Source organism: Cellulophaga baltica 18 (assembly GCF_000468615.2).
Classification (GTDB): domain Bacteria; phylum Bacteroidota; class Bacteroidia; order Flavobacteriales; family Flavobacteriaceae; genus Cellulophaga; species Cellulophaga baltica.
This window is the reverse complement of record NZ_CP009976.1, coordinates 4522333-4545912: the sequence shown is the minus strand read 5'-3', so window position 1 is coordinate 4545912 and position 23580 is coordinate 4522333. Positions and strand designations below refer to the sequence as shown.

The window sequence follows — 23580 nt, the reverse complement described above, 5'->3', positions numbered from 1 at the left end:
TTTTTTGAGGATTTTAGAATCCTTAGTCTTGTGATATTTTAAAAGTTTTATTAAATGTTGCCATGGTACTATCGTTCCACATTTGCTCTAAGTACAATGGATCAAACCATAAGGGTTCTGTATGTGTTTTGCTCCAGTTTTCCGCCTCCGTAACTAGTTTTTCTAAGATTGCTGGATGTGCAGCACTTAAGTCTGTCTTTTCGCTGATATCATGCGTAATATTGAAAAGTTTCCAAGGCTCTTGATGGACTTTTACAGCTTTCCAATCGTTTTGTCTAGCAGCAACATCTGTATAGCCTTCACGATGACGCATGGCAAAAAGTGTTTCCTTGTCATGCGGATTTTGATTGGAAGTAAATGCTTTCCAAATGTTTTTGCCATCTAGAATTTTGTTTTCAGGTATAGTAGCTCCGGCTAAATGGTTTAATGTAGGATAAAAATCTAGGGAAGAAACAGGAAAATCAAACTTTAGACCTTTAGGAACCTTGTTAGGCCAGTGAAAAAACATAGGTACTCGATAACCACCTTCCCAGGTATCTCCTTTTCTTCCCGTAAGTGGAAAGTTATTTGCTCCATGACCCGTATGTCCTCCATTATCACTTAAAAAAATGATTAGGGTATTCTCAAATTGACCAGTTTTTTTTAAATTTTTGACGATATTACCAACTCCGCGATCTACGGCATAAACCATTGCGGCATACGTACGTCTGTCTAGATTTTCAATATGTTTAAACTGCTCTAAATCTTCTGTTTTGGCTTCTAGAGGTACATGTGGAGCATTATAAGCTAGGTATAAAAAGAAGGGTTTGTTTTTATTTTTAGCTTCACGTATGAAACGAGAAGCTTCTCTAGAAAATGCATCTGTTAAATATTCTTTTTCATCAATGGTATTCCCATTATGCTCCAATGGAAGAAGGTAATCATTCACTGGGTTTTTACCCTCATCTTTTTGCCGGTTGAATTGTTTTTTAAACTCTTCAGGGAAATATTTATGACCTCCTCCTAGAAAACCATAAAAATCATCAAAGCCTCTATGATTAGGATGATATTCTGAGGTTTCACCTAAGTGCCATTTACCCATGGCACCTGTATAATAACCAGCTTCTTGCATGGGTACGCTAATAAATTGTTCTTGAGTAGTAATTCCTTTTCCGGTAGAAGCACCATTGGCAGGTAAATTAAATTGAGAACCAATGGTATGTGGGTATCTGCCAGTAAGCAAAGCGGCCCTACTGGGGCCACAAAAAGGATGCGCTACATAGGCTGCCGTAAAAATGGTACCATCTTGTGCTAATTGATCAAGATTAGGAGTACGGATATCCGTAGCCCCATTGAAACCAACATCAGCATAGCCTAAATCGTCGCATAATATAAATAGAATATTAGGGGATAGATTTTGTGGGGTTTTATGTTCTGCAAGATCAGTAGTATTTTTTTCTTTACAACTATTAAAAGTAAGTAGGCTTATAACTACAAACAGTACTATATTTTTAATGCTCATAATGATAGTTTCTTAATTTAATTGCGCCTCATTTTTTTGCCATCCTTGGTTGAATTGAAGCATTAATTTAGCCACTAATTCGGGGTTTTCTTTTGCAATATTTATGGTTTCTGAAGGATCAGTTTTATGATTATATAATTCTATAAAAACAGGCTCGCTATCCTTTTGTGTATAATCTTTCCAGACGATAAAACGGTATTCTTGGGTACGCATAGAATAGCCCATCAACCTATTTTCGAATAAATCTCTATCCCATTTGTCGCCCTGCTGTTTTATGATGCGCTCTTCTACTTTTTCTATTAACGGGCCAAAGTAAGTTTCACGCATTCCTTGTGATAATGGATTTGCCGCCCATTCTCGTAAAGCTGGGGTGGGGAATTGACTAAATGCAGCTTTTTTCCATGCTAGGTCCGGGTTTTTTAATAGTGGAGCAAAACTTTGGCCTTCTACCGTAGCAGGAATAGAAACCCCAGTTAAATCACATAAAGTAGGATACATGTCTACAAGCTCTACTAAGGCATTTGTTTTTTTACCCCGATGTTCTTTTGCCATATCAGGAGACCAAACAATTAAAGGTACTCTTGTTGCTATCTCATAATTGGTAGCTTTTCCCCAGATTCCCATATCGCCTAAGTGCCATCCGTGATCACTCCAAAGAACTATAATTGTGTTGTCACGGATACCAGCCTCGTCTAAAGCTGTAATCATTCTTCCTATTTGCGCATCTATATAACTTACACAAGCTAAATATGCGTGTTTTAGTTCTAAGGCTTGTGCGTCGTTTATTTCTCCTGCATTCGGAATATTTGCCCGCGCTCTTAATTCAAAAGAAGCATGTAATCCCATCTCAGCACCATCCTTTGGTCCAGTAGTTTCTTTTGCTAATTTGATATCTTTTTCATCATACAAATCCCAATATTTTTTTGGAGCAACCCAATCTAAATGAGGTTTTAAAAAACCCAAGCCTAGAAAAAAAGGCTTGTCTCCTTGTTTCACCATATCTTTTAGTGTAGCTATAGCCAAATCTGTGTTGTACCCATCCTCATATTCATTATCGGGCAGGTCCACAAATTCATAGGCAGGTCCGCGACCTAGACCGCTCTTTAAAGATTCTCTTCCGTATTTTTTGACCATTTCGGCACTATTATTCTTATAGAGCTCTTGGTTTTCTACTAGTTTATATCCTCCAGGAGTTCTTGGTGCTCTTGCAGCGATACTATTAGGGTCTGCTTTTCTGCTCCAGGATAATGCTTCATCGGTATATCCAGGATGAAATATCTTACCGGTATAGACCGTTTCGTAGCCATTGGCCCGTAAATGTTGCGGTAAGGTTTTTATAGTTGGATTAAGATCCCTGAAATAGGAGTAATTTTCAATGACACGTAAGGTTTCTGGGCGTGCTCCTGTCATTACACTAGCCCTTGAAGGACTACAGATAGCTTCCTGACAGTATGCATTATTAAATAGCAAACCATCAGCGGCCAAGGCATCAATATTAGGAGAGATAGCAATATCAGAACCGTAGGCTCCTAGTTCGGGTCTTAAATCATCAATGGCTATAAAAAGAATGTTTGGTTGTTTTTTAATTGTATCTTTTTTTACCTCTTGTTCTTTACAACTACTCAGAATAGCCAAAAGGATAAAAATTTTCAGATAATTAATCATGTTCATAAAATTAGATGGACTCAAAGTACAATCATTTAAAGGACTTGTACTTCTTGTAATTTATCTTCTTCTTAAACTATCTTACCCTAGTAAATTAATGCAATTATTTGCTTGTGCATCTCAAAGCCTTTATCATCTACAATGCTTAGATAATTCCTGGTATTATAATCATACATTGTCTTGATTGAGGGGGAGTCCTTCAAATAATGGTTAAAATAGTGCCCATAATGGGGAAAAACCTTTATTTTTATCTATAATGTTTGACGTAATTTGTTCAGATAAAATAGGTTTTAACGAAAGGATATATGGTTACACTTAAAATTAATGGAAAAGAACATCAAGTAGATGCTGCGGAAGACATGCCGCTACTTTGGGTTATACGAGATATTATTGGTTTTACAGGGACCAAATTTGGTTGTGGTAAAGGTTTGTGTGGCGCATGTATGGTGTTGATGGATGGTAATGCTATTAATTCTTGTCAGCTTCCAGTGTCTCTAGCAGTAGGCAAAGATTTGATTACGGTAGAAGGCGAACAAGAAAATTTACAACGTCTTCAAAAATCTTGGGAGAAATTTAATGTACCACAATGTGGTTTCTGTCAATCAGGACAGTTAATTACCGCTACGGCATTATTAACTTCAAAAGCAAATCCAACGGAAGAAGATATTCATAATGCCATGGGGAGGAATATTTGTAGATGTGGCACCTATCAAAGGATTAAAAATGCGATTAATCATTCTGTAGAATTAAAAAATAAAGGATAGGTATGAAAGATGTACAAAATGTAAGCCGTAGAAGTTTCATTAAAGGCATTGGATTAGCTTCTGGAGGGTTAATTATAGCCTCAGGCGCAAGTCTTTTTAATAGTTGTTCTGTAGAAACAAAAGAACTTATCGCATTTAATCCAAATTTATTTGTTCAATTAAATTCTGATGGTTCTTTAATTTTAGTAGCTTCTAGATCAGAAATGGGGCAGGGGGTACGTACTTCTTTAACCTCCGTGATTGCAGATGAGATGGAAGCTGATTGGGATAGAGTTCGGATCTCTCAGGCGGTAGGTGATGTGAAGTATGGCGACCAAAATACAGATGGCTCTAAAAGTGTGCGTCTCCTATATGAGGAAATGCGAAAAATTGGAGCGGCAACAAAAGCCGTGCTAATTGCGGCAGCAGCTAAAAAATGGGAAATAGCAGCAGAAGACTGTCATGCAGAAAATCATTTTATCTTAAATACACAAGGCGATAAAATTGCTTTTGGAGATTTGGTGGAAATTGCAAAAACCTTGGAGGTACCAGAAGAGGTACAGTTGAAAGATCCGAAAGATTTTAAATATATAGGCAAATATCTACCCAGTAAAGATGTCAAAAATCTAGCAAACGGTAGTGCTGTATTTGGTTTGGATGCCAGATTGGAAGGAATGAAGTTTGCGGCAGTTAAAAGATGTCCAGTAGCTTTTGGAAAAGTGGTTTCTTTTGATAAAACAGCCGCTTTAAAAATTGCAGGGGTCATTGATGTGGTGGAAATTCCAATGATAATTAAACCTTTTGGACCCTTAGGAGGTGTTGCTGTAGTTGCAACTAATACATGGGCAGCATTTAAAGGAAGAGATGCATTAGAAGTAGTATGGGATTTAGGTGATAATAAATCCTACGATTCTGAAAAATATATGGAGGAGATTACGGCAAATGTTCAGAAAAAGGGTTCTGTCGTAAAGAGTCTTGGAGATGTGGATCAAGCATTTAAAAAGGCATCTAAAACAATTGAGAGTACCTATCAACTTCCACATTTAGTACATGCTCCTATGGAGGTACCAAATGCTGTGGCTTGGGTAAAAGAAGGTAGTTGTGAGATTTGGGCGCCTACACAAGAACCGCAACGTACCCGAACAGAGGTAAGTGAGTTTTTAGAGACTTCCGAGGATAATGTAACAGTTAATGTTACTTTTTTAGGAGGCGGTTTTGGTCGAAAATCTAAACCAGATTATGTCGTTGAAGCAGTTGCTGTTTCAAAAGCAATTAATAGTCCCGTACAGGTGGTATGGACGCGTGAAGATGATATTCAACACAGTTATTTTCATACGGTATCCTCTCAGCATATGAAAGGGAGTATAGATACGGATGGCAAGGTAACAGGGTGGTTGCATCGGTTTGCTTTTCCTACCATAGGTTCTACTTTTAGTCCGGGTGCAGATGAGCCGGCGTCTTGGGAAGCCGCAAGTGCTGCAAATGTGCCTTTTGAAATTCCGAATATGCAATTTGAAACAGGAAAGGCCCCAGCGCATGTTAGAATAGGATGGTTGCGTTCTGTGATAAATATACCGCATGGCTTTGCAATCAATGTATTTGCAGATGAACTAGCGTATGAAGCAGGAATAGATCCTTTAGAATTTAGACTAAACCTAATTGGTAGTGACCGAATAGAAGAGACTCAAAACGACTATAAATATGATACGGCCCGATTAAAGCACGTTTTAAAAACGGCAGCTAAAAATGCTGAATGGGGTAAAGAATTACCAGAAGGTCATGCTATGGGATTAGCGGTACATTATAGTTTCTTATCGTATGTAGCCTCTGTAGTGGAAGTTTCTGTTATCAATGATAAAGTAAAAGTACATAACATACACTCTGTGATTGACTGTGGTCTAGCTGTAAATAAGAATACAATTACGGCTCAAATGGAAGGCGCTGCAATTTTCGGAATGTCCTTAGCTTTTTATGGTAAAATTACAGCTAAAGACGGGGCTATTGAGCAAAGCAATTTTCATGATTATCAAATGATACGAATGCCACAAGTACCAAATATTCATGTGGAAATTGTAGAAAATAACGAGAGACCAACCGGAGTAGGGGAGCCGGGTGTTCCTGTAATTGCACCAGCAATAGTAAATGCTATTTTTAAAGCTTCAGGGAAAAGGTATAAGAATTTACCTTTAATGGAGTATAAGTTGGTGTAATATAGATCGATCAGAACTTAAAGAAGCAAAAACCCACTACAGCAATTAAGATGTAGTGGGTTTTTTATGAGAGATAGTACTAGCTATTATTCCCAAACTACGGGCATGAAAACCGTCATTTCTGCTTGCCCCCTATTACTCCAAGCAAAATAAGGAACTAGCTGTGTTTTGTACGCTTCAAATTCTGGTGTTTGAACTGTTCTATACATACTTTCGCTGTTATCTTTTCGTAACAGCAATTCGCCTTCTAAGGTAGTTACACCACCTAAAAAGTCAGGCTGGTGCTTCGCTACTAAAGGTCTTTTTTTATCAAAATAGACCTCTAAAATGTTTGTATGCTTAGGTAAATCTGGAGATTCTATACAGTATACTATAGGGCCTCTTTTTACCGCAATTTGATTTCTAATTTCTTCAATTCTTGGATGACCTTCTATTATTTGAATTTCCATGGGCATGTCTAACACGACAGTATCGTTTTTTTTCCAAATACGATTAATAGTAGCATATTTTCCCGCGGTTACAGCTACATCTGTTTCAGATCCGTTTACCATAATTTTTGCGTCTATAGCCCAAGACGGAATGCGGATCATTATATCGAAGGCGGTTTCCTTACATTCTTCAATTGTTAATTTAACCAAACCTTTCCAAGGGTATTCTGTATCTTGGTGTATAATTAGACTTGACTCATCTGATAGTTTTGTCTTTAATACACTACTTCCAAATAAATTTATAGCAATACCATTTTTAGCGATACTATAAGTCCAACCAGAAACTTGTGCAATAGTACGTACTAAGTTCGGCGGACAACAAAAACAACTTAAATAGGGTTCTCTATTAGGTGTTTCCGTGACATTCTCGTGTGCATGATAATCTCTAGTGTTGTTAAGCATTCGCAGCGGATTCGCGTAAAAATAAGAATCACCTTTTATGCTGATTCCGGAAAGGGCACTGTTGTACAGCACAAGTTCCATGATGTCTGCGTATTTAGATTCTCCATGGAGTCCTAACATTCTATAACTAAACATAGCATTACAGATATTTGCACACGTTTCATTATAGGCAGTCATATTTGGCATCATATATTCATTGATGAAGCCTTCTTCAATCATATCCAGATTTGTAGAAGCGCCGTAATGCGCTTGTCCAACAGCCCCAGTGAGGTACATTTTTTTTTGCGTTACATTTATCCAAAGGCGATCTAAAGCATCAATCAAAGCTTTTTCACCAGTTTCTGAAGCTACATCTGCAGCGCCAGCATAGTAATATAATGCTAGTACAGCATGCCCAACAGCTTCCTTAGATTCTCGGATTGGCGTGCGTTCCTGCACCATATCTCCAATAGGATAACCAATCGTGGTATCTGTATGCTCCACAGCATATTTACCTCGATTATTTATAAATCGTTCAGCTAATTCTAAATACTTTTTATCATCCGTAGTTCTATATAACTCTACCAAGCCCATTATCTGAGTTTGATTAAAACCAAACCTACCATAATGCTTAGTTTCAGGCATGAAAATGGTATGCAGTAGGGTAGCATGCTTAATGGCAATGGCTAAAAAATTACGTTGTCCTGTTACTCTATAATGCACGCAAGCCGTAATTAGTAAGTGACCGGTATTATACATTTCATGGTATTTACGATTCTCGTAACGGTCTACCTCAGGACGTAATTGAATTTGTGTTTGCAAATACCCATCAGCTTCTTGCGCTTTGCTTATGATGCTTATATAGTTATCTATTTCTTCAAGAATTTTACTATTTTTATTTTGCGCGTAAACATATATTTTGGCTTCTATAAACTTATAAAAATCACCATCATGCCAGAACATACCTTTATGTTCTCCTTCCTTTTCTCCAGCAGCAATCTTAAAATTATTCAAGGCGTGACCAATATCACCACACAAGACCTCACCCATGTAGGGAATCATCACCTCTTCACAGGTTTTAAACTTTTCAGCCCAAAATCCACTGGTCCATTGACAATCTGTTAGGTTGATATTTTTTAGTTGAACAAATGGACTTGATGAATTATCAATGCTGGAGACTACTGGTTTTTTTATCGTATTATTCATAAAAACAGAATTATATTTTTTCTAAACGACTTATTTTTTAATTTCAATATCATCAATAAAAAACTTGGCAGCCTTTGTTGCAGGCAGATCTTCTTTTTTGATTTCTAGGATCATTTGATCATCGGACTTAGAAGCTAAGGTTCTACGAACTGTAGCTTCTACATGTACCCATTTTCTTCTGGGCAATTTTTTAAGGTCAGAAAAAACCACTTTAATCATTGGATTAGTCAATGTAAGATGAATTTTGTCGGCCACTCTGCCTTGGTCCAACCAAATTTTCATAGAAACCTTTAATTGTCCTGCGGGTAATTTTAGAGCGCCTTTTGGGCTTATTATTTTAACAGTATTAATCGCCAAAGAGTCATTTTTGCCATAGCCTGTAAATTTTAAGCTATTTACTCCCGATGCATAATCGCCATGAACAATACGTAGATATTGAGAGGAAGCTTCATCAATAGACCAAAATTTTTGATAATCATTAGGTTCAGAATCTTCAGGAACCATTTTTAAAGGTCGTGGGTTTTCTTCAAATAAAATAGGACCTTCGAAGCCATAAAATGCAGGCGCTAATAGGTTGCTTGTAGGCTTTTGCCATACACGCATGTATTCAATCTCAAAATCTACAGGAAGCTCCTCTTTATGAGGAAGCCCTAACCATTTGAAAATTTCAGAATCTAACCATATTTCCATGGGATTGTTCAATACCCAATCTGTTCCTACTTGATCTTGGGTAAAATGATGAACCATTTTACCATCTATGAATAATTTTAGAAAGTCTTTTCCCCATTCCGCACCATAAACATGAAAATCGTCTGCTGTTCTAAAGGGCAAGCTTTCTACGTGATTAAAAACTTTAGTAGGTCTTACTGCGGGTGGGCTCCAATCATGAGCGGTTGCTAAATAGGAATTAGCTTTTATATTTCCGTCTATTTTTGGATTCCCCATTAATTCATAGACATCTAACTCTTGTTCATAGCCAATAGCCCAAAAAGCTCCTGTAATTGCAGCATTTCCTTGTTTGGATTTTACTTCCATATAGCCATTTAAGAAACGTTTCTTACCCACTACACCAGCCGTGGTAACAGGTAGCGGTTCGCCTTCAAAAACGCCATAGGTATCATTGTTACTGCCATCTGCATAGTTTTCCTTCGCAAAAGGATAATCAGGTTCCCATTGGGTACGCAATTTAAGAACACCGTCTTCTACGATGACGTTGTGGGGTGCAAATTGAGAAGGAGCTCTCCCTTTCCAAATATAGTAATCTCCATTCTGGCCTTCTACAAACCATTTGGTAGTGTCAATTTCAGTACCTTCAAATTCATCGCTGATCTCTTCATTTAAAATCCAATTTCCTTCATTTGTGGGATCTGAAAATGGATGTATTTTAGATGTAGATGTAAGTGTTTTTATTTGTTTTTTTTGAGCAGAACTCGCTGTTGTATGTAGTAGCAAAAGGGCAAGAACTACTAGTGGGTATAGTGTAAAAGATTTCATTATTAATTTTTTGAACGTTTATTTATTTTGTAGTTTAAGTTGAATTTCTTCGATAGTTAAGTTCTTGGTTTCAATTAAATAGCGGTAAAGAATAAGCATGCCTAGGAACACTGTTGCTGCATAGAAAAGTAGCGTATTACTAATCCCGAATGTTGCCAATTGTGTAGGGAACATCATTTGAATTAACCAGCTAGCTGTACTCGTGATCAAAGTAAAAAATGGGATGGCAATACCGCGTAATGAAATTGGAAAAATTTCTGAAAATAAAACCCACATCACGGGCCCTATAGAGAAATGAAAGGCCGCAATAAAACTTAGAATACCAACCAATACTAAAACAGCATTTATAGTGGCAGATTTCTGGATTAGTAAGCTAGAATGTTCACGGGCATCTTTTTCTCCTAATGATTTAATTAATGCCTCTTTTAAATCAATATCACTATCATATTCAATATCAATCATGCTATGCAACCGTTCAACATTTGGTATTTGGGTCATTTCTGTGATGGCCTCTTTTGTGAGGGTGTAAGTAGCCGTTTTAAAACCTGCATAGGCAATGCCCAAACTTATAACAACCCATACCATTCCGCCAATAATCATGGGGCGTCTTCCTATCTTATCTACTAATAGTAAGCCTAATAGGGTAAATAGTAAGCCAGTTAGTCCTGTCCAAATAGCTTGCATGAAAGCAGCATCAGTTCCTATGCCTATCTGTTCAAAAACTGTTGGCGCATAAAACAAAATAGCATTGATACCAGAGGTCTGTTGTGCAATTGCTAAAGTAAATGCAATGATAAAAGTTACTCTATAATTTTTACTAAAGATTTCTTTTAGCTGTGAGACCACAGAACGGTTGTCATTACTGCTTTTCATGCTTGTCTCCATATCAAGAAGCTGTTCGTTTACCTTGTCTTCAGGCAAAAGTTTCAGCAAGGTTAATCTAGCGTCCTCTTGTTTTCCATTATAAAATAGCCAAGCAGGACTCCGAGGAACAAAGAATAAAAGTATAAACCAAGCGATAGCCGGTAAGATTTCGGAGCCCAACATCCATCGCCAAGTGTTTTCATTAAAATTTAGCTCTTGTATCCAGGCTGTATCGGAGACCCCTAATTGTAGTATCAAATAATTAATGAAATAAGCTCCAGATAATCCTATTACAATATTAATTTGGATCATGGTAACTAGCTTTCCTCGCAATTTAGGAGGTGCTATTTCCCCAATATACATAGCAGCTAATGAGATTGATGTAAAGGCTAAACCACCTAAGAATCTAAAAGCTAATAGGCTTATATAGTTAGGAGAAAAGGCAGATCCGATAGCCGAGAGCACATAGAGGGCAGCCACTATTTGCAAGGTTTTTCGTCTTCCATATTTGTTACAGGCATACCCTGCAAAGAATAAAGCCAATAATACACCAAGTGCTGGGGCGCCTACGACCATTCCTAATTGCAGATCATTCAACGCAAATTCTTGCGAAATGAATTTTACGGTACCCGATATTAAGGCTGCATCTAAACCAAAAACAAAGCCCCCCATGGCAACAATGAGTGCGTAGATGTAAGCGTTTTTTTTATATGAATTCATAAATTATAGGCTTTTGGTGTAGTAATTCTAAGTGTTTTATTCCCAAATAACGGGTAGAAAAACAGACATTTCTGTTTCTTCATTACTTCTATTAGACCAGGTGAAATAGGGAATAAACGTAGTTTTAAAAGTGTTCCATTCTGGTTGATTTACTTTTTGGTACATTGCCGTACTATTCGCAGTTTCTTTTCTAAGTAATACCTCTCCGGAAATTGTGGCAACACCTCCCAAGAATTCAGGATGATACGCTGATTTTAAATTTTTGGTATCTCCTTTGATATAGGCTTCTAAAATACTCGTGTCTTCTGGTAAATCTACAGATTCTAAACAATACACTACCGGCCCTCTTTTTATGGCTACTTGATTTCTTACTTCTTCAATACGACTATGACCTTCGATTAAATTAATGTCTAATGGTATAGTTAAGCGAATAACATCCCCTTTCTTCCAGGGTTGATTTATGGTAGCATATGTTCCTGGAGTAGTTTCTATTTTGGCCTCCTCATCATTAATTGTAATTTTTGAGCCTACTGCCCATTCAGGAATTCTCAATAGAATATCAAAGGGTTCGTCTTTACAGGCTTCAATAGAAATTGCGATATCGCCCTCCCAAGGGTATTTTGTTTCTTGTTTTAGTTTAAGAGCTGAACCATCATTTAAGGTTGTTACTAAATTATTGCCACCATATAAATTAACAGCAATGCCATTTTCAGATTTACTGTAGGCCCATCCAGATACTTGAGCAATGGTGCGCACGAGGTTAGGAGGGCAGCAGAAACACTCCAGATACTCCTGTCTAGTAGGGAATTCTGTGTTCATTTTATCATAATCTCTTGCGCCATGTACGGTACGCAGTGGGTTTGCATAATAATATCGATCACCCGCTATGTTAATTCCAGACAATGCGCTATTATATAATACAGTTTCCATAACATCAGCATATTTTGCTTCTCCATGGAGACCTAACATTCTATAACTGAACATTGAGTTGCAGATGTTAGCGCAGGTCTCATTGTAGGCGGTGGTATTGGGCATCATGTATTCATTAATAAAACCTTCTTCAATTTTATCTTTATTGGTTGATGCTCCATAATGTGCTTGCCCCACAGCACCGGTAAGATACATTTTCTTTAAAGCTACATTCATCCAAAGTGTATCTAAAGCATCAATCAAGGCTTGTTCGCCCGTTTCTGCATATACATCGGCAGCGCCCGCATAATAGTATAAAGCAAGTACAGCATGGCCAACTGCTTCGTTAGATTCTCGTAATGGAGTGCGCTCTTGCACCATATCACCAATAGGATACCCTTTGGTTTCTGGCGTTTCTTCTACTTCATATGCACCTCGGTTATTTATGAATTGCTCCGCTAAATCTAAGTAATTTTTGTTTTTGGTAGTTCTATATAATTCCACTAATCCCATAATTTGGGTTTGGTTAAAACCAAAGCGTCCATAGCGCTCCTTGTCTGTCATGAACAAAGAATACATAAGATCGGCATGCTTAATTGCAATGTCTAAAAAGTTGGTTTGTCCGGTGATTCGGTAATGAATACAGGCACTGGTTAGTAAATGACCAGAATTATACATCTCATGAAATTTTCTGTTTTTATAAGGTTCTCTATCATCAAAGAGCTGTATTTGTGTTTGTAAATAGCCGTTTTCTCTTTGTGCTTTGCCGATGATGGTTATGTAGTCATCAATTTCAGCTCGCAATTTTTCATCTTTGTTTTGTCCGTATACATACATGATAGCTTCCATGAATTTATAGAAATCACCATCATGCCAATGCATACCCTTATGTTTGCCCTCTTGTAACCCCGCAGCTATTTTAAAATTATTCAGCGCATGACCCTTGTCGCCCGTTAGTAAGCTCCTCATGTAAGGAATCATTTTGGTTTCGGCTGTTTTAAATTTATCTGCCCAAAAACCTTCCGTCCATTGGCATTCTCCAAAATCGATACTTTTAAATTTTACATGCGGACTATGAACATTATTTAAAATGCCCTTACCAGCATCTAGGGTGTAACTGGCAGATGGTGAGCTGGCGTTTGCTGCGACAGTTTTTTTTGCATCTGGAGCGCAAGAAATTAGTAATATTCCTATTAGGGCAAGTAATGGTATCCTTTTCATGTTCATCTGGAAACGTTTAGTTGAGTATTAGTCTTTTAAAAGTGAAGGAATCTCATTTTTTATGAGTTCAGGAGTGCGGTACCGATCCATACGCTCTATATCATAATTTTCAAAACTTCTCTTTAGCATCCATAAAGGGCGTTCTAAAGTAGATTCCCATTCAAACATTTTTTTAAACATGGTTTTAACACGTTCGGGATGTGTCGTAGCTAAATCATTTTGCTCTCCTATATCTGTAGATAAATCATAAAGTTCAGCAGGTCTATCTGCAAACCGAATCAGTTTCCAGTCGCCTTCTCTATACGCTAAGCGAACTTCTTTTTTCCAGAAAAGTGTCTGGTGGGGTCTACTTTTATTTGTTCCTTGAAGATAGGGGATAAGGTCTACACCATCAACATCTGTTAAGTCATGACTGTTACCGCCCGCAGCGACATAAAATGTAGGGAGTAAATCTAAAGTGCTTATGGGGTAATTATACTGGCTTCCTTTTTTTATAGTTTTTGGCCAACGCATTACGAATGGCACTCTAATACCACCTTCTAAATGATTTGATTTTGTACCGCTGAGAGGTAGGTTTAACGAGGCATTTTTATCTGTTGGTCCCCCATTATCATTAGAAAATACAACGATGGTGTTTTTGTCTAAACCTAGCTCTTTTAGTTTATTTAAAACCTTCCCACATGCTCTATCTAAGGCTAACGTCATTGCGGCTAGCTCTTTACGCTTGCCAGTTAAATCAGGAAAGGCATTCATATCTTCTTCGGTGGCTTCCATAGGAGTATGCACGGCGTTAAAGGCCAAGTAGATGAAGAATGGATTTTTCTTATTTTTACGCATAAAGGCGATGGCTTCATCTGCTAAAGCATCCGTAACATATCGTTGAGGTTCTTCAAAGTTGCCAAAACCTCTTTCCATTTTGGTGTCATGATGAGCGCTAGAAGCTTCCTCGTAGCCAAAATAGCTGCGCGCCCCGCCCCTAAAACCATAAAACTCATCAAACCCTCTTTTAGTTGGGTGAAAACGGTCCGCATCACCCAAATGCCATTTACCGTACATGGCTGTTTTATAACCTAATGTTTTTAGATAATCGGCAATGGTTACTTGATCTAGAGGTAAGCCCATATCATCGGCCAGAAATTTTGAATTTTCACTCATATATCCTGGCACATTTATTTCTTCATAACCAAAACGTTGTTGGTATTTTCCTGTGATTAAACCCGCTCTAGAAGGGCCGCAGGTAGCATCGGTAACATAACCTTGCGTAAAAGTAACCCCTTGTTGGGCTAATTTATCTAGGTTAGGCGTTTTCATTTCGGTACTACCTTGAAAACCAAAGTCGGCATAACCTGCATCATCAGCAAATAAGAAGATAATATTGGGTTGCTCTTGTGCAGCGCTTATATGATGTAAGCCAATCGAAAGAAGTATAAAGAGGATTCTCATTTTCAAATTATTAATTATAATTCTTATTTATTGATGAAATAACAATAAATTCATAGAATAATTACAAAATAATAGAAAACTAAAAGAAAAAGGGTAGCTGATTTTATCCGGTTATAGCACTATATTATCCATATTGAACTATGAGAAGTGTATAAATAGATATTTGAAGGTTAAATTTGAGATTCAACTTCCATAAACTCTACAGGAGCACCGTTGTGTTTTATAAATGCTACACGCACGCCTTCACCAGGAGAAAAAATATCAACTAAAATATCTTTGCCTTGTAAAGCATCTTCCATATTGGCAACTACATGCGCTACGTGTGGAATGGTACGTACTAATTCTGGCATAGGGCTATCGGCGTCAAACTTTACCCATTCAATTTGATATTCATCTTTGTCAAATTTGGTATAATGAATTTTTCCAGGTTCGTAAAAACCATCCCATTCTTTTTCTTCACTTGTAGGTATGCCGATGTGGCTAAATTTATAGTTCATACTAGAAATTATTAGTGCTTAACTTATTTTGGCTACAGCGCCTTTTTAGGATTAACTGTTCTTGCTAGATTATAAAATCTACAATTTCAGATTTTATACTTTTGAAGTAGGTGGTTAGCTCTTTGAAGTTTTTATCTTTAATAAGCTGTTTGTTTAATAAAGAACTCCCCATACCAGCACCAATAGCGCCAGCGGAAAAGAACGTTTTTATGTTTTCTTTATTTACACCACCTGTAGGTAGTAGTTTTATAGTGTTTAACGGTGCTAATACATCTTTAATATAGGTAGGCCCTAGTTGAGTAGCAGGGAAAATTTTAACTGCAGAGGCACCCAGAGACCATGCTTTGTAGATTTCCGTAGGCGTATAAGCTCCAGGAAATATAGGTATAGCATCTGCAACGGCTTTTTTGATCACCAATTCGTCTATGATAGGTGTCACAATAAATTGAGCACCTGCGCTTACGGCAACCGAGTAATCTTCTAAAGTGCACACGGTACCGGCACCTACATTTAGACTAGGGAATTCTGTTCTTAGCATTGCAATAATTTCAGCGACACCTGCTGTGTTCATCGTAATTTCAATGGTAAATAATTCGGCCTCTATATAAGCTTTAGCTATTTCTCTAACGGTCTCTAAAGTTTCACCTCTAATAATACCTACGATTGGAGCTTTGTAATAAGCTTCCCAAGAAAATGTTGAACTAGTTGTCATAATGCTGTAGTATTTTTTTCTGACCCATTAAAAGGGCTCTTTCTAGAGAAGCGCCATCTAATAAGATTAAATTATCCTTTGCTATGATTTGATTTAGTGCTATTTTGTATAGGCTATATACGGGATCAGGAGCAGCTAGGAAGATGGTTTTATCCGTATTTTTTAAATATTTTATTTCATCACCAATAAGCAAACCACTTAAAAAATAATAGTTACTTTCTTTAGCTTTATTTTGAAGAATATGTCTGGCTCTCACCGAAAATAAACTAGTACTAAGTAATCCTTTTAAACCAAGAGTTACTCCCTCAATAAATGGTTCTGCTTCAAATTTTGTACTTTTCACTTCAATAGAATTAGAGAGTATACTTTTTTGCGAAAGCACTTCAAACAGTTCTCCGGTCATGAAATTTTTCAAGTCGATAAACGTAGCATTGTGATAAGCCAAATGTTTACTATGGGTTCCTGGTAATAATAAGATGCCCTCGTTATAGGAGGCTAATTGGTCGTTTAGACCTATAGCTTGTATTTCTTCTCCGCGCATCATTCCTGTTTCGGTCTTTGCTCCAGATATTAACAGAACTTCTAAATGGGTATTGACTTTTAAATACTTCCACTTTAAATTATCGCCATTAGCTTGAAGTGGAAAATTAGCGTATTCCATTTCAAAAAGGCCAATATTGGAAGAAGCCATCCCTGCGGTAACTACCATATGATTTCGATGTTCTTCGGGGAGTTGCGAAATTTGAGAAGTTAGATATTCCGCGAAAAAAGCGCTTTGTTTTTTTGTTTTTTGTGCTGTATACTGTTCGAATAAAGTTTTTATCCCTTGATTTGTTTTGTGCTCTGCTATAATTTTTAGGTTTGAAGTGGCAACAACTCGTAGTCTAAAATTAGAGGTTCCCCAATCACAACTGATAAAATATTCGCGTACTTTCATTTAAACTAAAGCTTTGGTTACTCTTTTCTTTATTAAATAATCGTCTAAAGCAAAAGTAGAACAATCTACTCCAATTCCACTATTTTTGATACCACCATGTGGTAAGTAAATATCATATTTTACCCCGTTTAGCTGTACTTCTCCAAATTCTAATTGGTCTGCAAAATAAGTTAAAGTCGCGGCATCATTAGAGAAAACATAGGAGGCTAAACCGGCATCGGTATTATTCGCTAATGTGAGTACTTCTTCTTTTGTGCTAAATGGTACAATGGTAGCTACTGGTCCAAAAATTTCTTCTTGTAAAATAGCAGCATTATTATTTTCTAGGCGAATAACGGTAGGTTCAAAGTAATAACCTTTTCGGTCTATGGCATTTCCTCCGTATATTAATTTTCCTCCTTGGTTTAGGGCCTCTTTAATAATAGCGTTTACTTTTAAAACAGACTGCTTATTCGCTAAAGGTCCCATATCAGGTTTATTTTCCCTGCCAAAACCAATTTTTGTATTTTTAAATTTATGAACTATTCCTTCCGTGAATGCATCAATCACGGCTTCATGGATAAAAAAACGATTAGGAGCTACGCAAATTTGTCCTGTATTTCCGGTTTTAAGTGCAGCACCAATAGTTATTGCTAGCTCTAAATCAGCATCATCAAAAACAATAAATGGAGCATTCCCGCCACATTCCATACTGTATCTCTTAATAGATGTTTTGCTACTTTGAGCAATTAATTTTTGCGCTGTTTCTGTAGCTCCTATCATCGTAATTAAACGAGGAATTTTGCTTTCGCAAAGCGGAATACCAACGGCTGTTACATCTCCACTAACAATTGTTATAACTCCTTTAGGGAAATTTATTTCATGACATAGTTCGCCAATTATATAGGCCGATAAAGGAGAGAATTCAGAAGGCTTTAAAATTATACTACATCCAGCAGCAAGTGCAGGCCCTAGCTTAAATCCTAAATTTAATAACGGAAAATTATAGGCCAAAAAAGCTACTGCTACTCCTAAAGGCTGCGATTTGATATAATGCTCGTGTGTACCCTCCTTGTCAGCAATGCTGATATCTTTACGTTTTAGAATTTCTTCCGCATAGTAAGAAAGGGAATTGGTGATACTTGTAAGGTCTTCTAGGCTTCCTTCCCAAGTTTTACCCATTTCATACATTATAGCTTCGCGTAACAAATCGCTTTTTTCAAGGAGTTTATTTCGTAGTTTATCAATCCATTCAATGCGTTTTTCAAGGGGTAATGCAGACCAATATTCAAATCCTTCTTGAGCACTAGTTAAAGCTAATTGGGTATCTTCTTCGGTTGCCCAAGCTAGTGTGGCAATAACTTGCTCATCTGCGGGGCATACCACATTAAAGGTTGCCCCGTTAGAAGCATCTCTTAAAGCTCCGTTTATATATAATTTTTTATGACCGAATTTCAAAGTTGTGTTCATTTCGAGGTGTTTCTTTATCCAGATATTCTTTTAATTTATTCATGTCTACATCTACCCCTAATCCAGGAGTTGTAGGGACGCAAAATTGACCATTAATCACGTTTATTTGGCCTTGCGTAACAATGTCTCTTAATGCATTTTCTGTTCTATCTAATTCCATGGTTGGAAGGTCATTATACATCCTACCTGGATTTTTATCCAAATTACCGATAAAATGAGCAGCTGCACTTATAGCAATCCAAGTACCCCAAGTATGCGGCACCACATCTTTATGAAACGCTTGCACTATAGTAGCAATTTTCTTGGCTTCTGTGAGTCCGCCCGCAGCACAAATATCTGGCTGTGCAATATCAATACATTCATTTTCTAGTAAGCGTTTAAAACCAAATTTTAGATATTCGCATTCTCCTCCGGCAATAGGTATTGTCGTATTTTCCCTTAGTTTTTTATACCCTTTGTAATCTTCAGGCGAAACAGGCTCTTCAAACCAGGAGATGTCATATTGTTCTACTTTTCGAGCCAATTCAATGGCCTCTTTATACGAATAGGCATGGTTAGAATCAATCATTAATCGAATGTCAGATCCAATAGCTTTGCGTATTGCTGCTACATATTTGATATCTTCTTTAAGGCTTAAGCCTACCTTCATTTTTATCGCTTTAAACCCTTGAGATTTATAAAGTAAGGCTTCTTCTATTAATGATTGTTCTAAATTTTCTACTCTTGTAAAATACAATCCAGTAGCATAAGGCTCTATGATTGGATTCTTTAAACCACCTAAAAGTACGGATACAGGCTGATTCAGTAGTTTTCCTTTCAAATCCCATAAAGCCACATCAATGGCACTTAAGGAAGCTTGTAGGGAACCACTTCTAGCATAATCCATAGATCTGCGGTACATTTCCTCCCAAAGCACTTCATTTTCTAATGCAGTTTTTCCAATTAGAAAAGGAGTAAAAAATTCGATTCCGGCCTTAATAACATTGGCAGGACCATAACCTTCTCCCCAACCATAAGTTCCGTCGTCTAAGGTAATTTTGACTAAGCAAATTTTTCGCGTGTCGTATTGCCATTGCGAGAAATAGAAAGGTGTATCTAGCTTATGGCTAATTACGAAAGGTTCTATAGTTTTAATTTTCATGCTTAATCCTATTTTTTATAAATTTTCTTGTGATTTGGGAACAAGAAATTAATGGTTAGTTAATTGTTTATAGAAGCTAATAATTGGCATATCCTAATAGGCAAATGGCACTAATTAAAACGGCGAGCCCTCCTAGTAGAATTTTGAAAGGTTTTCGTGCATTATTCCATTCTCCTGCACGATAAGCCCAAATGTTACTAATGATTAATGCTAGCCCTAAGAGTATAGGCCAGCCTATTACAGGACCTAAATTGCCCATCAATGCTGCGCCTTGTCCATATACTCCCAAGGCGGCAAACCAGAAAATACCCGTTAGAACTGCCCAGAAATATGCTTTTTTACTATTTTTTACTTTATAAGAACTCCAAGAATTATTTTTTATCAATAGAAATAAAGCATAGCCACCGTTCATGATAAACCCGCCTATGAGTACCACTACCCACGAAGCTAAACTTGCATTTTGCGTAGAGGCACTATAACTTTCAATGGCTAAAGATGAAACAGGCCCTGCTTTTATAAAACCAACATTTAAGGAGGCGGAAAGAATACCAGAGGTTACCGCAATGAGTACTCCAATTTTAATAGACTTGTTGCTAGATGAATTTTTTGTATTTAATTGATCTCTTTTTACGCCCGCTACCGCAGTTATCCCAACGCCAATTAGAAGAAGAATTACTCCAGTTAGAATTATGGGGAAAGATGGTTGCTCAAAAGCCCCTTCTATTTGGAACAGCGGAATCATACTTCCAACAGATGCGGCAAGCCCCATCACTATCCCATAGGTGATTGATATTCCCGTTTTTTCTACACTAATGCCAAATAAGATACCACCTATGCCCCAAAGTAATCCATAAAAAGCGGCAATAAATAAAGTGTAGGATGGCGTTTCTTGAATTACTTGAAAAAGATCCGGAATTACAAATAATGCCCAAGCTACCGGAACAATAATCATAGCTACTAAAGACTGAATTAACCACCAAGCTTCCCATTTTAATGGAGCAATATTTTTCATGCCTAATCCGAAAGTTCCTTGAAAGAAACTTGCAAATAGGACTAAGGTTATTGCTAAGGTGTAATCATTCATATGTTCTTTTTTTAGATGTATAGGAATTAAAGTAGTGTTTTGAAAACAAACTCCTATCATACTGCTACAAAGAAAATTGATTATACCTAGCTTTAATTCAATGATTTTACCCCAAGTAGGCATTATTTTAACCCTTCAGAAGCTATTTGATGAGAGTTTAGAGTAATTCTTTGATATAATACGTAGCTAAAACAATAACTCCTCCAGATAAGGATGTCAGCAAAGAAAGAACACTAAAAGATTTTAGAAGTTTACTCACGGATATATCGTGTACTTCTTTAAACAGCCAAAAGAAGCTACTATTTACATGAATTACCCCCAAGGAACCAGCACATATAGCAGCAGTGGTAAATTTGGGGTCTAACATTCCATTGGCAATTAATGGAGCTACTATAGATGCTGTAGTAATCAGAGAAACCGTTATAGAGCCAGTTACCGTCGTAAATAGCATACTTAGAAGAAAAGGAATTATAATAACCATTACCCCAGTGGCATGAACATCAGAAAACAGTGCATTTACTATTTCAGTGTCTTTGATAACTTGCCCGAAAGCCCCACCTGTGCCAGTAATAAGAATTACTAAAGCTGTTTTTGACGCAGCATTCTGAAAATAATGATGTATAGTTTTACTAAAATCTAATGTTGATATCAGTGGTAATGCACATAAAATTCCTAGGGAGAGTGCCCAAATAGGATTTTTAATGAAAGCTATTATTTGGTTGTCTGAAGAGTAAATGGCGCCAATAGACATAAGTGCTAGGGGTAATAAAAGTGCTACAAAAGGCAATATCTTTTTAAAGCCTTTAAGCTGCTTCTTTTCGGCGCTAATTTGGATGGTTTCTTGAGTTTTTGTTCTTTGTAAAAAGGTCTTATTCCATTGGAGCCAGATTAAGCCACCACCGATAGCAAAAATTGCAATTAACATATTTAAGGGAATAATGTCACCTACATTAACTTCTAAAAGTGCGGCTACAGCTAGCGGACCTGGGGTAGGAGGTATAAGCGCATGTGCCACGGTTAAACTCATAGCTAATGAGAGGCCTAGAACCAATATGGAGTGACCAGATTTTTTAGATAAAACCTGTAATGTTGGTAATAAAGTTAAGTAAGCAACATCCATAAATACAGGAATACCAATAAGAAAACCAATGAAAGCCATACTTAACGGCAAAAATTTCACGCCAAATACTTTAATAATTGTATTCGCAATTATTTCGGCTCCACCAGATTCGGACAGTATTTCACCCAAGAATGCACCAAAAAATATGATGAGGCCTATCCATTTCAATGTATTTCCAAAACCATTTAATAAGCTTTCGGTTACGGTACTTACGGTACCACCAGTAGTAAGTCCTAATAGTAAGCCAAAAAAAAGTAATGCAGGTATTGGGTGAATCTTAAAAATAGTGATAGCTACAATTAATAGCGTAATACAAAGTATTAGGGTAATTAATGCCGTCATAGTTTGTGTTTAAACGAATTTGGTTAGAAATCAAAAATAGCAAGAGGTTACCGCTTTTAATGCCTAACCACTATCTTAAATTAGCATTATTTTACCTTATGCAATATTGAGGTATTTAATTAGAAATTATTGATGATAATTACTATCGTGGTCCTAAAGTTTCATTATATTTTTCCATGTATTCTGAAGGAGTAACTTTCATGAGCGTTTTAAACTGTCTATTAAAATTTGTGAGGGTATTAAAGCCAGACTGGTAGCATACGGTGGCTATTTGCATTTCTCCTTCAATTAAAAGTTTACAGGCATGACGTAACCTAATTTCGTTTAAATATTGCGTAAAGGATTTATGAGTTCTTTTTTTAAAGTAACGACAAAAAGCATTGGGTGTCATATAAGCAATAGCGGCTACTTCATCCAATTCAATTTTTTTGTCAAAATTTTCGGTTAAAAAAGTGACCACTCTGCCCATGCGATCTTTTTCATTTTTACTATAGGTATTTGTAATTACCTCTGAGCACAAGGTTTTGTAATTTTCACCTACAGAGAGAATGTCTAAAATATTCAATAAGCCAATTATTCTTGAAAGCCCTTTATTTCCTAATAAGCCTAAAATATAATTGTGTACTAAATAGGTTACCGCTTTAGAAAATTGTAACCCCATGTTTGCACGCTGAAAGAGTAGCTGTATTTTTTTTGATTCAGCTAAATCTAAAAAGTTTTCACCTAAGAAATCAGGGACAAATTTGATAACCACAAGATCTACAGCTTCATCTTCTAAATTATCAGCATAATACTCTTTGTGATTTTTAAACAGATGAGGAACATTGCTTCCTATAAGGTATAGCTCGCCCGGAGCAAAATTGCCTATAGAATTGCCAACATACCTTGTACCTGTACTTTTAATAAAATAAATTAATTCTAATTCCTTATGAAAATGCCAATTTTGTTCAATACACGGCAATCGATCTTGTCTTGCTAGAAATGAATTCTCAGGCCTGTTTTCCGTCTGTTTATAGGTTAATTTCATAATAAAAACTTTTATATGTTATATCACGGGTAATGGCGAAATAGCAATATTGGGGAGGTTAAATTATCAATTATTATATAAATTTCGCTAAATAAAACAAAAAACTTAATAAAATGGGTAATATAATGTTAGACAAGAAAAGTCATTTGTTTAATAGTCAGGTCTATTTTGTTGATGTAGCAGGTAACAAAAACGTCAAACTCTGTTGATCACTGGATCATAAAATGGAGGGCCATTGATGAGTTTGATACTCCTGGCGGTTATTGGTCTAAATGGATCAGAGTAGGGAATCTTCCGAATAGAATTGCTTGGAAGTGGGATACGGATAAAAATGTTAAAGTAAACAATGTGGTCGCTAAATTCAACGGCCAAAGTGGTATTGGAAAAAGGTAAAATTGAATTTCTCTTCTTTTTTTATTCTCAAGA

The 23580-nt window shown here is 36.8% G+C and carries 17 protein-coding genes; 2 read left to right on the top strand and 15 right to left on the bottom strand.

What is annotated here, in order from left to right:
- Positions 1–22: 22 nt before the first annotated feature.
- Positions 23–1501, bottom strand: a complete 1479-nt coding sequence (locus tag M666_RS19540) for a sulfatase-like hydrolase/transferase (RefSeq protein ID WP_029445533.1) — start codon at positions 1499–1501, stop codon at positions 23–25.
- Between the two features lie 12 nt (positions 1502–1513).
- Positions 1514–3166: a sulfatase gene (locus M666_RS19535; protein WP_029445534.1), complete on the bottom strand. Its 1653-nt coding sequence runs from the start codon at positions 3164–3166 to the stop codon at positions 1514–1516.
- 305 nt (positions 3167–3471) lie between these two features.
- Between M666_RS19535 and M666_RS19530 the strand changes: the two genes are divergently transcribed.
- Positions 3472–3930: a (2Fe-2S)-binding protein gene (locus M666_RS19530; RefSeq protein WP_029445536.1), complete on the top strand. Its 459-nt coding sequence runs from the start codon at positions 3472–3474 to the stop codon at positions 3928–3930.
- A 2-nt stretch (positions 3931–3932) separates the two neighbouring features.
- The gene (locus tag M666_RS19525) at positions 3933–6119 is read left to right on the top strand and encodes a xanthine dehydrogenase family protein molybdopterin-binding subunit (protein ID WP_029445537.1); all 2187 of its coding nucleotides are present in this window, start codon (positions 3933–3935) and stop codon (positions 6117–6119) included.
- Between the two features lie 86 nt (positions 6120–6205).
- Here M666_RS19525 and M666_RS19520 read toward each other — a convergent pair whose 3' ends face one another.
- The 13 genes from M666_RS19520 to M666_RS19460 form a co-directional block, all read right to left on the bottom strand.
- Positions 6206–8194 (bottom strand): glycoside hydrolase family 127 protein, encoded by a 1989-nt coding sequence (locus M666_RS19520; RefSeq protein ID WP_029445538.1) that lies wholly within the window; start codon positions 8192–8194, stop codon positions 6206–6208.
- A gap of 30 nt (positions 8195–8224) precedes the next feature.
- Positions 8225–9688 (bottom strand): family 16 glycosylhydrolase, encoded by a 1464-nt coding sequence (locus tag M666_RS19515; RefSeq protein ID WP_029445539.1) that lies wholly within the window; start codon positions 9686–9688, stop codon positions 8225–8227.
- A gap of 18 nt (positions 9689–9706) precedes the next feature.
- Complete coding sequence (locus M666_RS19510; protein WP_029445540.1) at positions 9707–11272, bottom strand: MFS transporter; 1566 nt, start codon at positions 11270–11272, stop codon at positions 9707–9709.
- 36 nt (positions 11273–11308) lie between these two features.
- Positions 11309–13408, bottom strand: a complete 2100-nt coding sequence (locus tag M666_RS19505; RefSeq protein WP_316932432.1) for a glycoside hydrolase family 127 protein — start codon at positions 13406–13408, stop codon at positions 11309–11311.
- 21 nt (positions 13409–13429) lie between these two features.
- Positions 13430–14845, bottom strand: a complete 1416-nt coding sequence (locus M666_RS19500) for a sulfatase (RefSeq protein WP_039326103.1) — start codon at positions 14843–14845, stop codon at positions 13430–13432.
- A 170-nt stretch (positions 14846–15015) separates the two neighbouring features.
- Entirely contained in the window at positions 15016–15342 is a 327-nt protein-coding gene (locus M666_RS19495; protein ID WP_029445543.1) for a hypothetical protein, read from the bottom strand.
- A 64-nt stretch (positions 15343–15406) separates the two neighbouring features.
- Complete coding sequence (locus M666_RS19490; RefSeq protein WP_024479568.1) at positions 15407–16054, bottom strand: bifunctional 4-hydroxy-2-oxoglutarate aldolase/2-dehydro-3-deoxy-phosphogluconate aldolase; 648 nt, start codon at positions 16052–16054, stop codon at positions 15407–15409.
- Positions 16044–16991 (bottom strand): 2-dehydro-3-deoxygalactonokinase, encoded by a 948-nt coding sequence (locus M666_RS19485; protein ID WP_025614220.1) that lies wholly within the window; start codon positions 16989–16991, stop codon positions 16044–16046. Before M666_RS19485 ends, M666_RS19490 begins: the two co-directional genes overlap by 11 nt.
- Positions 16992–18440, bottom strand: a complete 1449-nt coding sequence (locus tag M666_RS19480; protein WP_029445544.1) for an aldehyde dehydrogenase family protein — start codon at positions 18438–18440, stop codon at positions 16992–16994.
- The gene (locus M666_RS19475; RefSeq protein ID WP_029445545.1) at positions 18412–19581 is read right to left on the bottom strand and encodes a mandelate racemase/muconate lactonizing enzyme family protein; all 1170 of its coding nucleotides are present in this window, start codon (positions 19579–19581) and stop codon (positions 18412–18414) included. Before M666_RS19475 ends, M666_RS19480 begins: the two co-directional genes overlap by 29 nt.
- Before the next feature lie 76 nt (positions 19582–19657).
- Entirely contained in the window at positions 19658–20665 is a 1008-nt protein-coding gene (locus M666_RS19470) for an L-rhamnose/proton symporter RhaT (RefSeq protein ID WP_029445546.1), read from the bottom strand.
- 157 nt (positions 20666–20822) lie between these two features.
- On the bottom strand, positions 20823–22127 hold the full coding sequence (locus M666_RS19465; RefSeq protein WP_029445547.1) for a GntP family permease: 1305 nt from the start codon (positions 22125–22127) through the stop codon (positions 20823–20825).
- A gap of 142 nt (positions 22128–22269) precedes the next feature.
- Entirely contained in the window at positions 22270–23154 is an 885-nt protein-coding gene (locus M666_RS19460) for an AraC family transcriptional regulator (protein ID WP_029445548.1), read from the bottom strand.
- Between the last annotated feature and the right edge of the window lie 426 nt (positions 23155–23580).

Bases quoted from the DNA above. Each gene is read 5' to 3' on its own strand.
- M666_RS19540 (WP_029445533.1), bottom strand. From the start codon at position 1,501: ATGAGCATTAAAAATATAGTACTGTTTGTAGTTATAAGCCTACTTACT.
- M666_RS19535 (WP_029445534.1), bottom strand. From the start codon at position 3,166: ATGATTAATTATCTGAAAATTTTTATCCTTTTGGCTATTCTGAGTAGT.
- M666_RS19530 (WP_029445536.1), top strand. From the start codon at position 3,472: ATGGTTACACTTAAAATTAATGGAAAAGAACATCAAGTAGATGCTGCG.
- M666_RS19525 (WP_029445537.1), top strand. From the start codon at position 3,933: ATGAAAGATGTACAAAATGTAAGCCGTAGAAGTTTCATTAAAGGCATT.
- M666_RS19520 (WP_029445538.1), bottom strand. From the start codon at position 8,194: ATGAATAATACGATAAAAAAACCAGTAGTCTCCAGCATTGATAATTCA.
- M666_RS19515 (WP_029445539.1), bottom strand. From the start codon at position 9,688: ATGAAATCTTTTACACTATACCCACTAGTAGTTCTTGCCCTTTTGCTA.
- M666_RS19510 (WP_029445540.1), bottom strand. From the start codon at position 11,272: ATGAATTCATATAAAAAAAACGCTTACATCTACGCACTCATTGTTGCC.
- M666_RS19505 (WP_316932432.1), bottom strand. From the start codon at position 13,408: ATGAACATGAAAAGGATACCATTACTTGCCCTAATAGGAATATTACTA.
- M666_RS19500 (WP_039326103.1), bottom strand. From the start codon at position 14,845: ATGAGAATCCTCTTTATACTTCTTTCGATTGGCTTACATCATATAAGC.
- M666_RS19495 (WP_029445543.1), bottom strand. From the start codon at position 15,342: ATGAACTATAAATTTAGCCACATCGGCATACCTACAAGTGAAGAAAAA.
- M666_RS19490 (WP_024479568.1), bottom strand. From the start codon at position 16,054: ATGACAACTAGTTCAACATTTTCTTGGGAAGCTTATTACAAAGCTCCA.
- M666_RS19485 (WP_025614220.1), bottom strand. From the start codon at position 16,991: ATGAAAGTACGCGAATATTTTATCAGTTGTGATTGGGGAACCTCTAAT.
- M666_RS19480 (WP_029445544.1), bottom strand. From the start codon at position 18,440: ATGAACACAACTTTGAAATTCGGTCATAAAAAATTATATATAAACGGA.
- M666_RS19475 (WP_029445545.1), bottom strand. From the start codon at position 19,581: ATGAAAATTAAAACTATAGAACCTTTCGTAATTAGCCATAAGCTAGAT.
- M666_RS19470 (WP_029445546.1), bottom strand. From the start codon at position 20,665: ATGAATGATTACACCTTAGCAATAACCTTAGTCCTATTTGCAAGTTTC.
- M666_RS19465 (WP_029445547.1), bottom strand. From the start codon at position 22,127: ATGACGGCATTAATTACCCTAATACTTTGTATTACGCTATTAATTGTA.
- M666_RS19460 (WP_029445548.1), bottom strand. From the start codon at position 23,154: ATGAAATTAACCTATAAACAGACGGAAAACAGGCCTGAGAATTCATTT.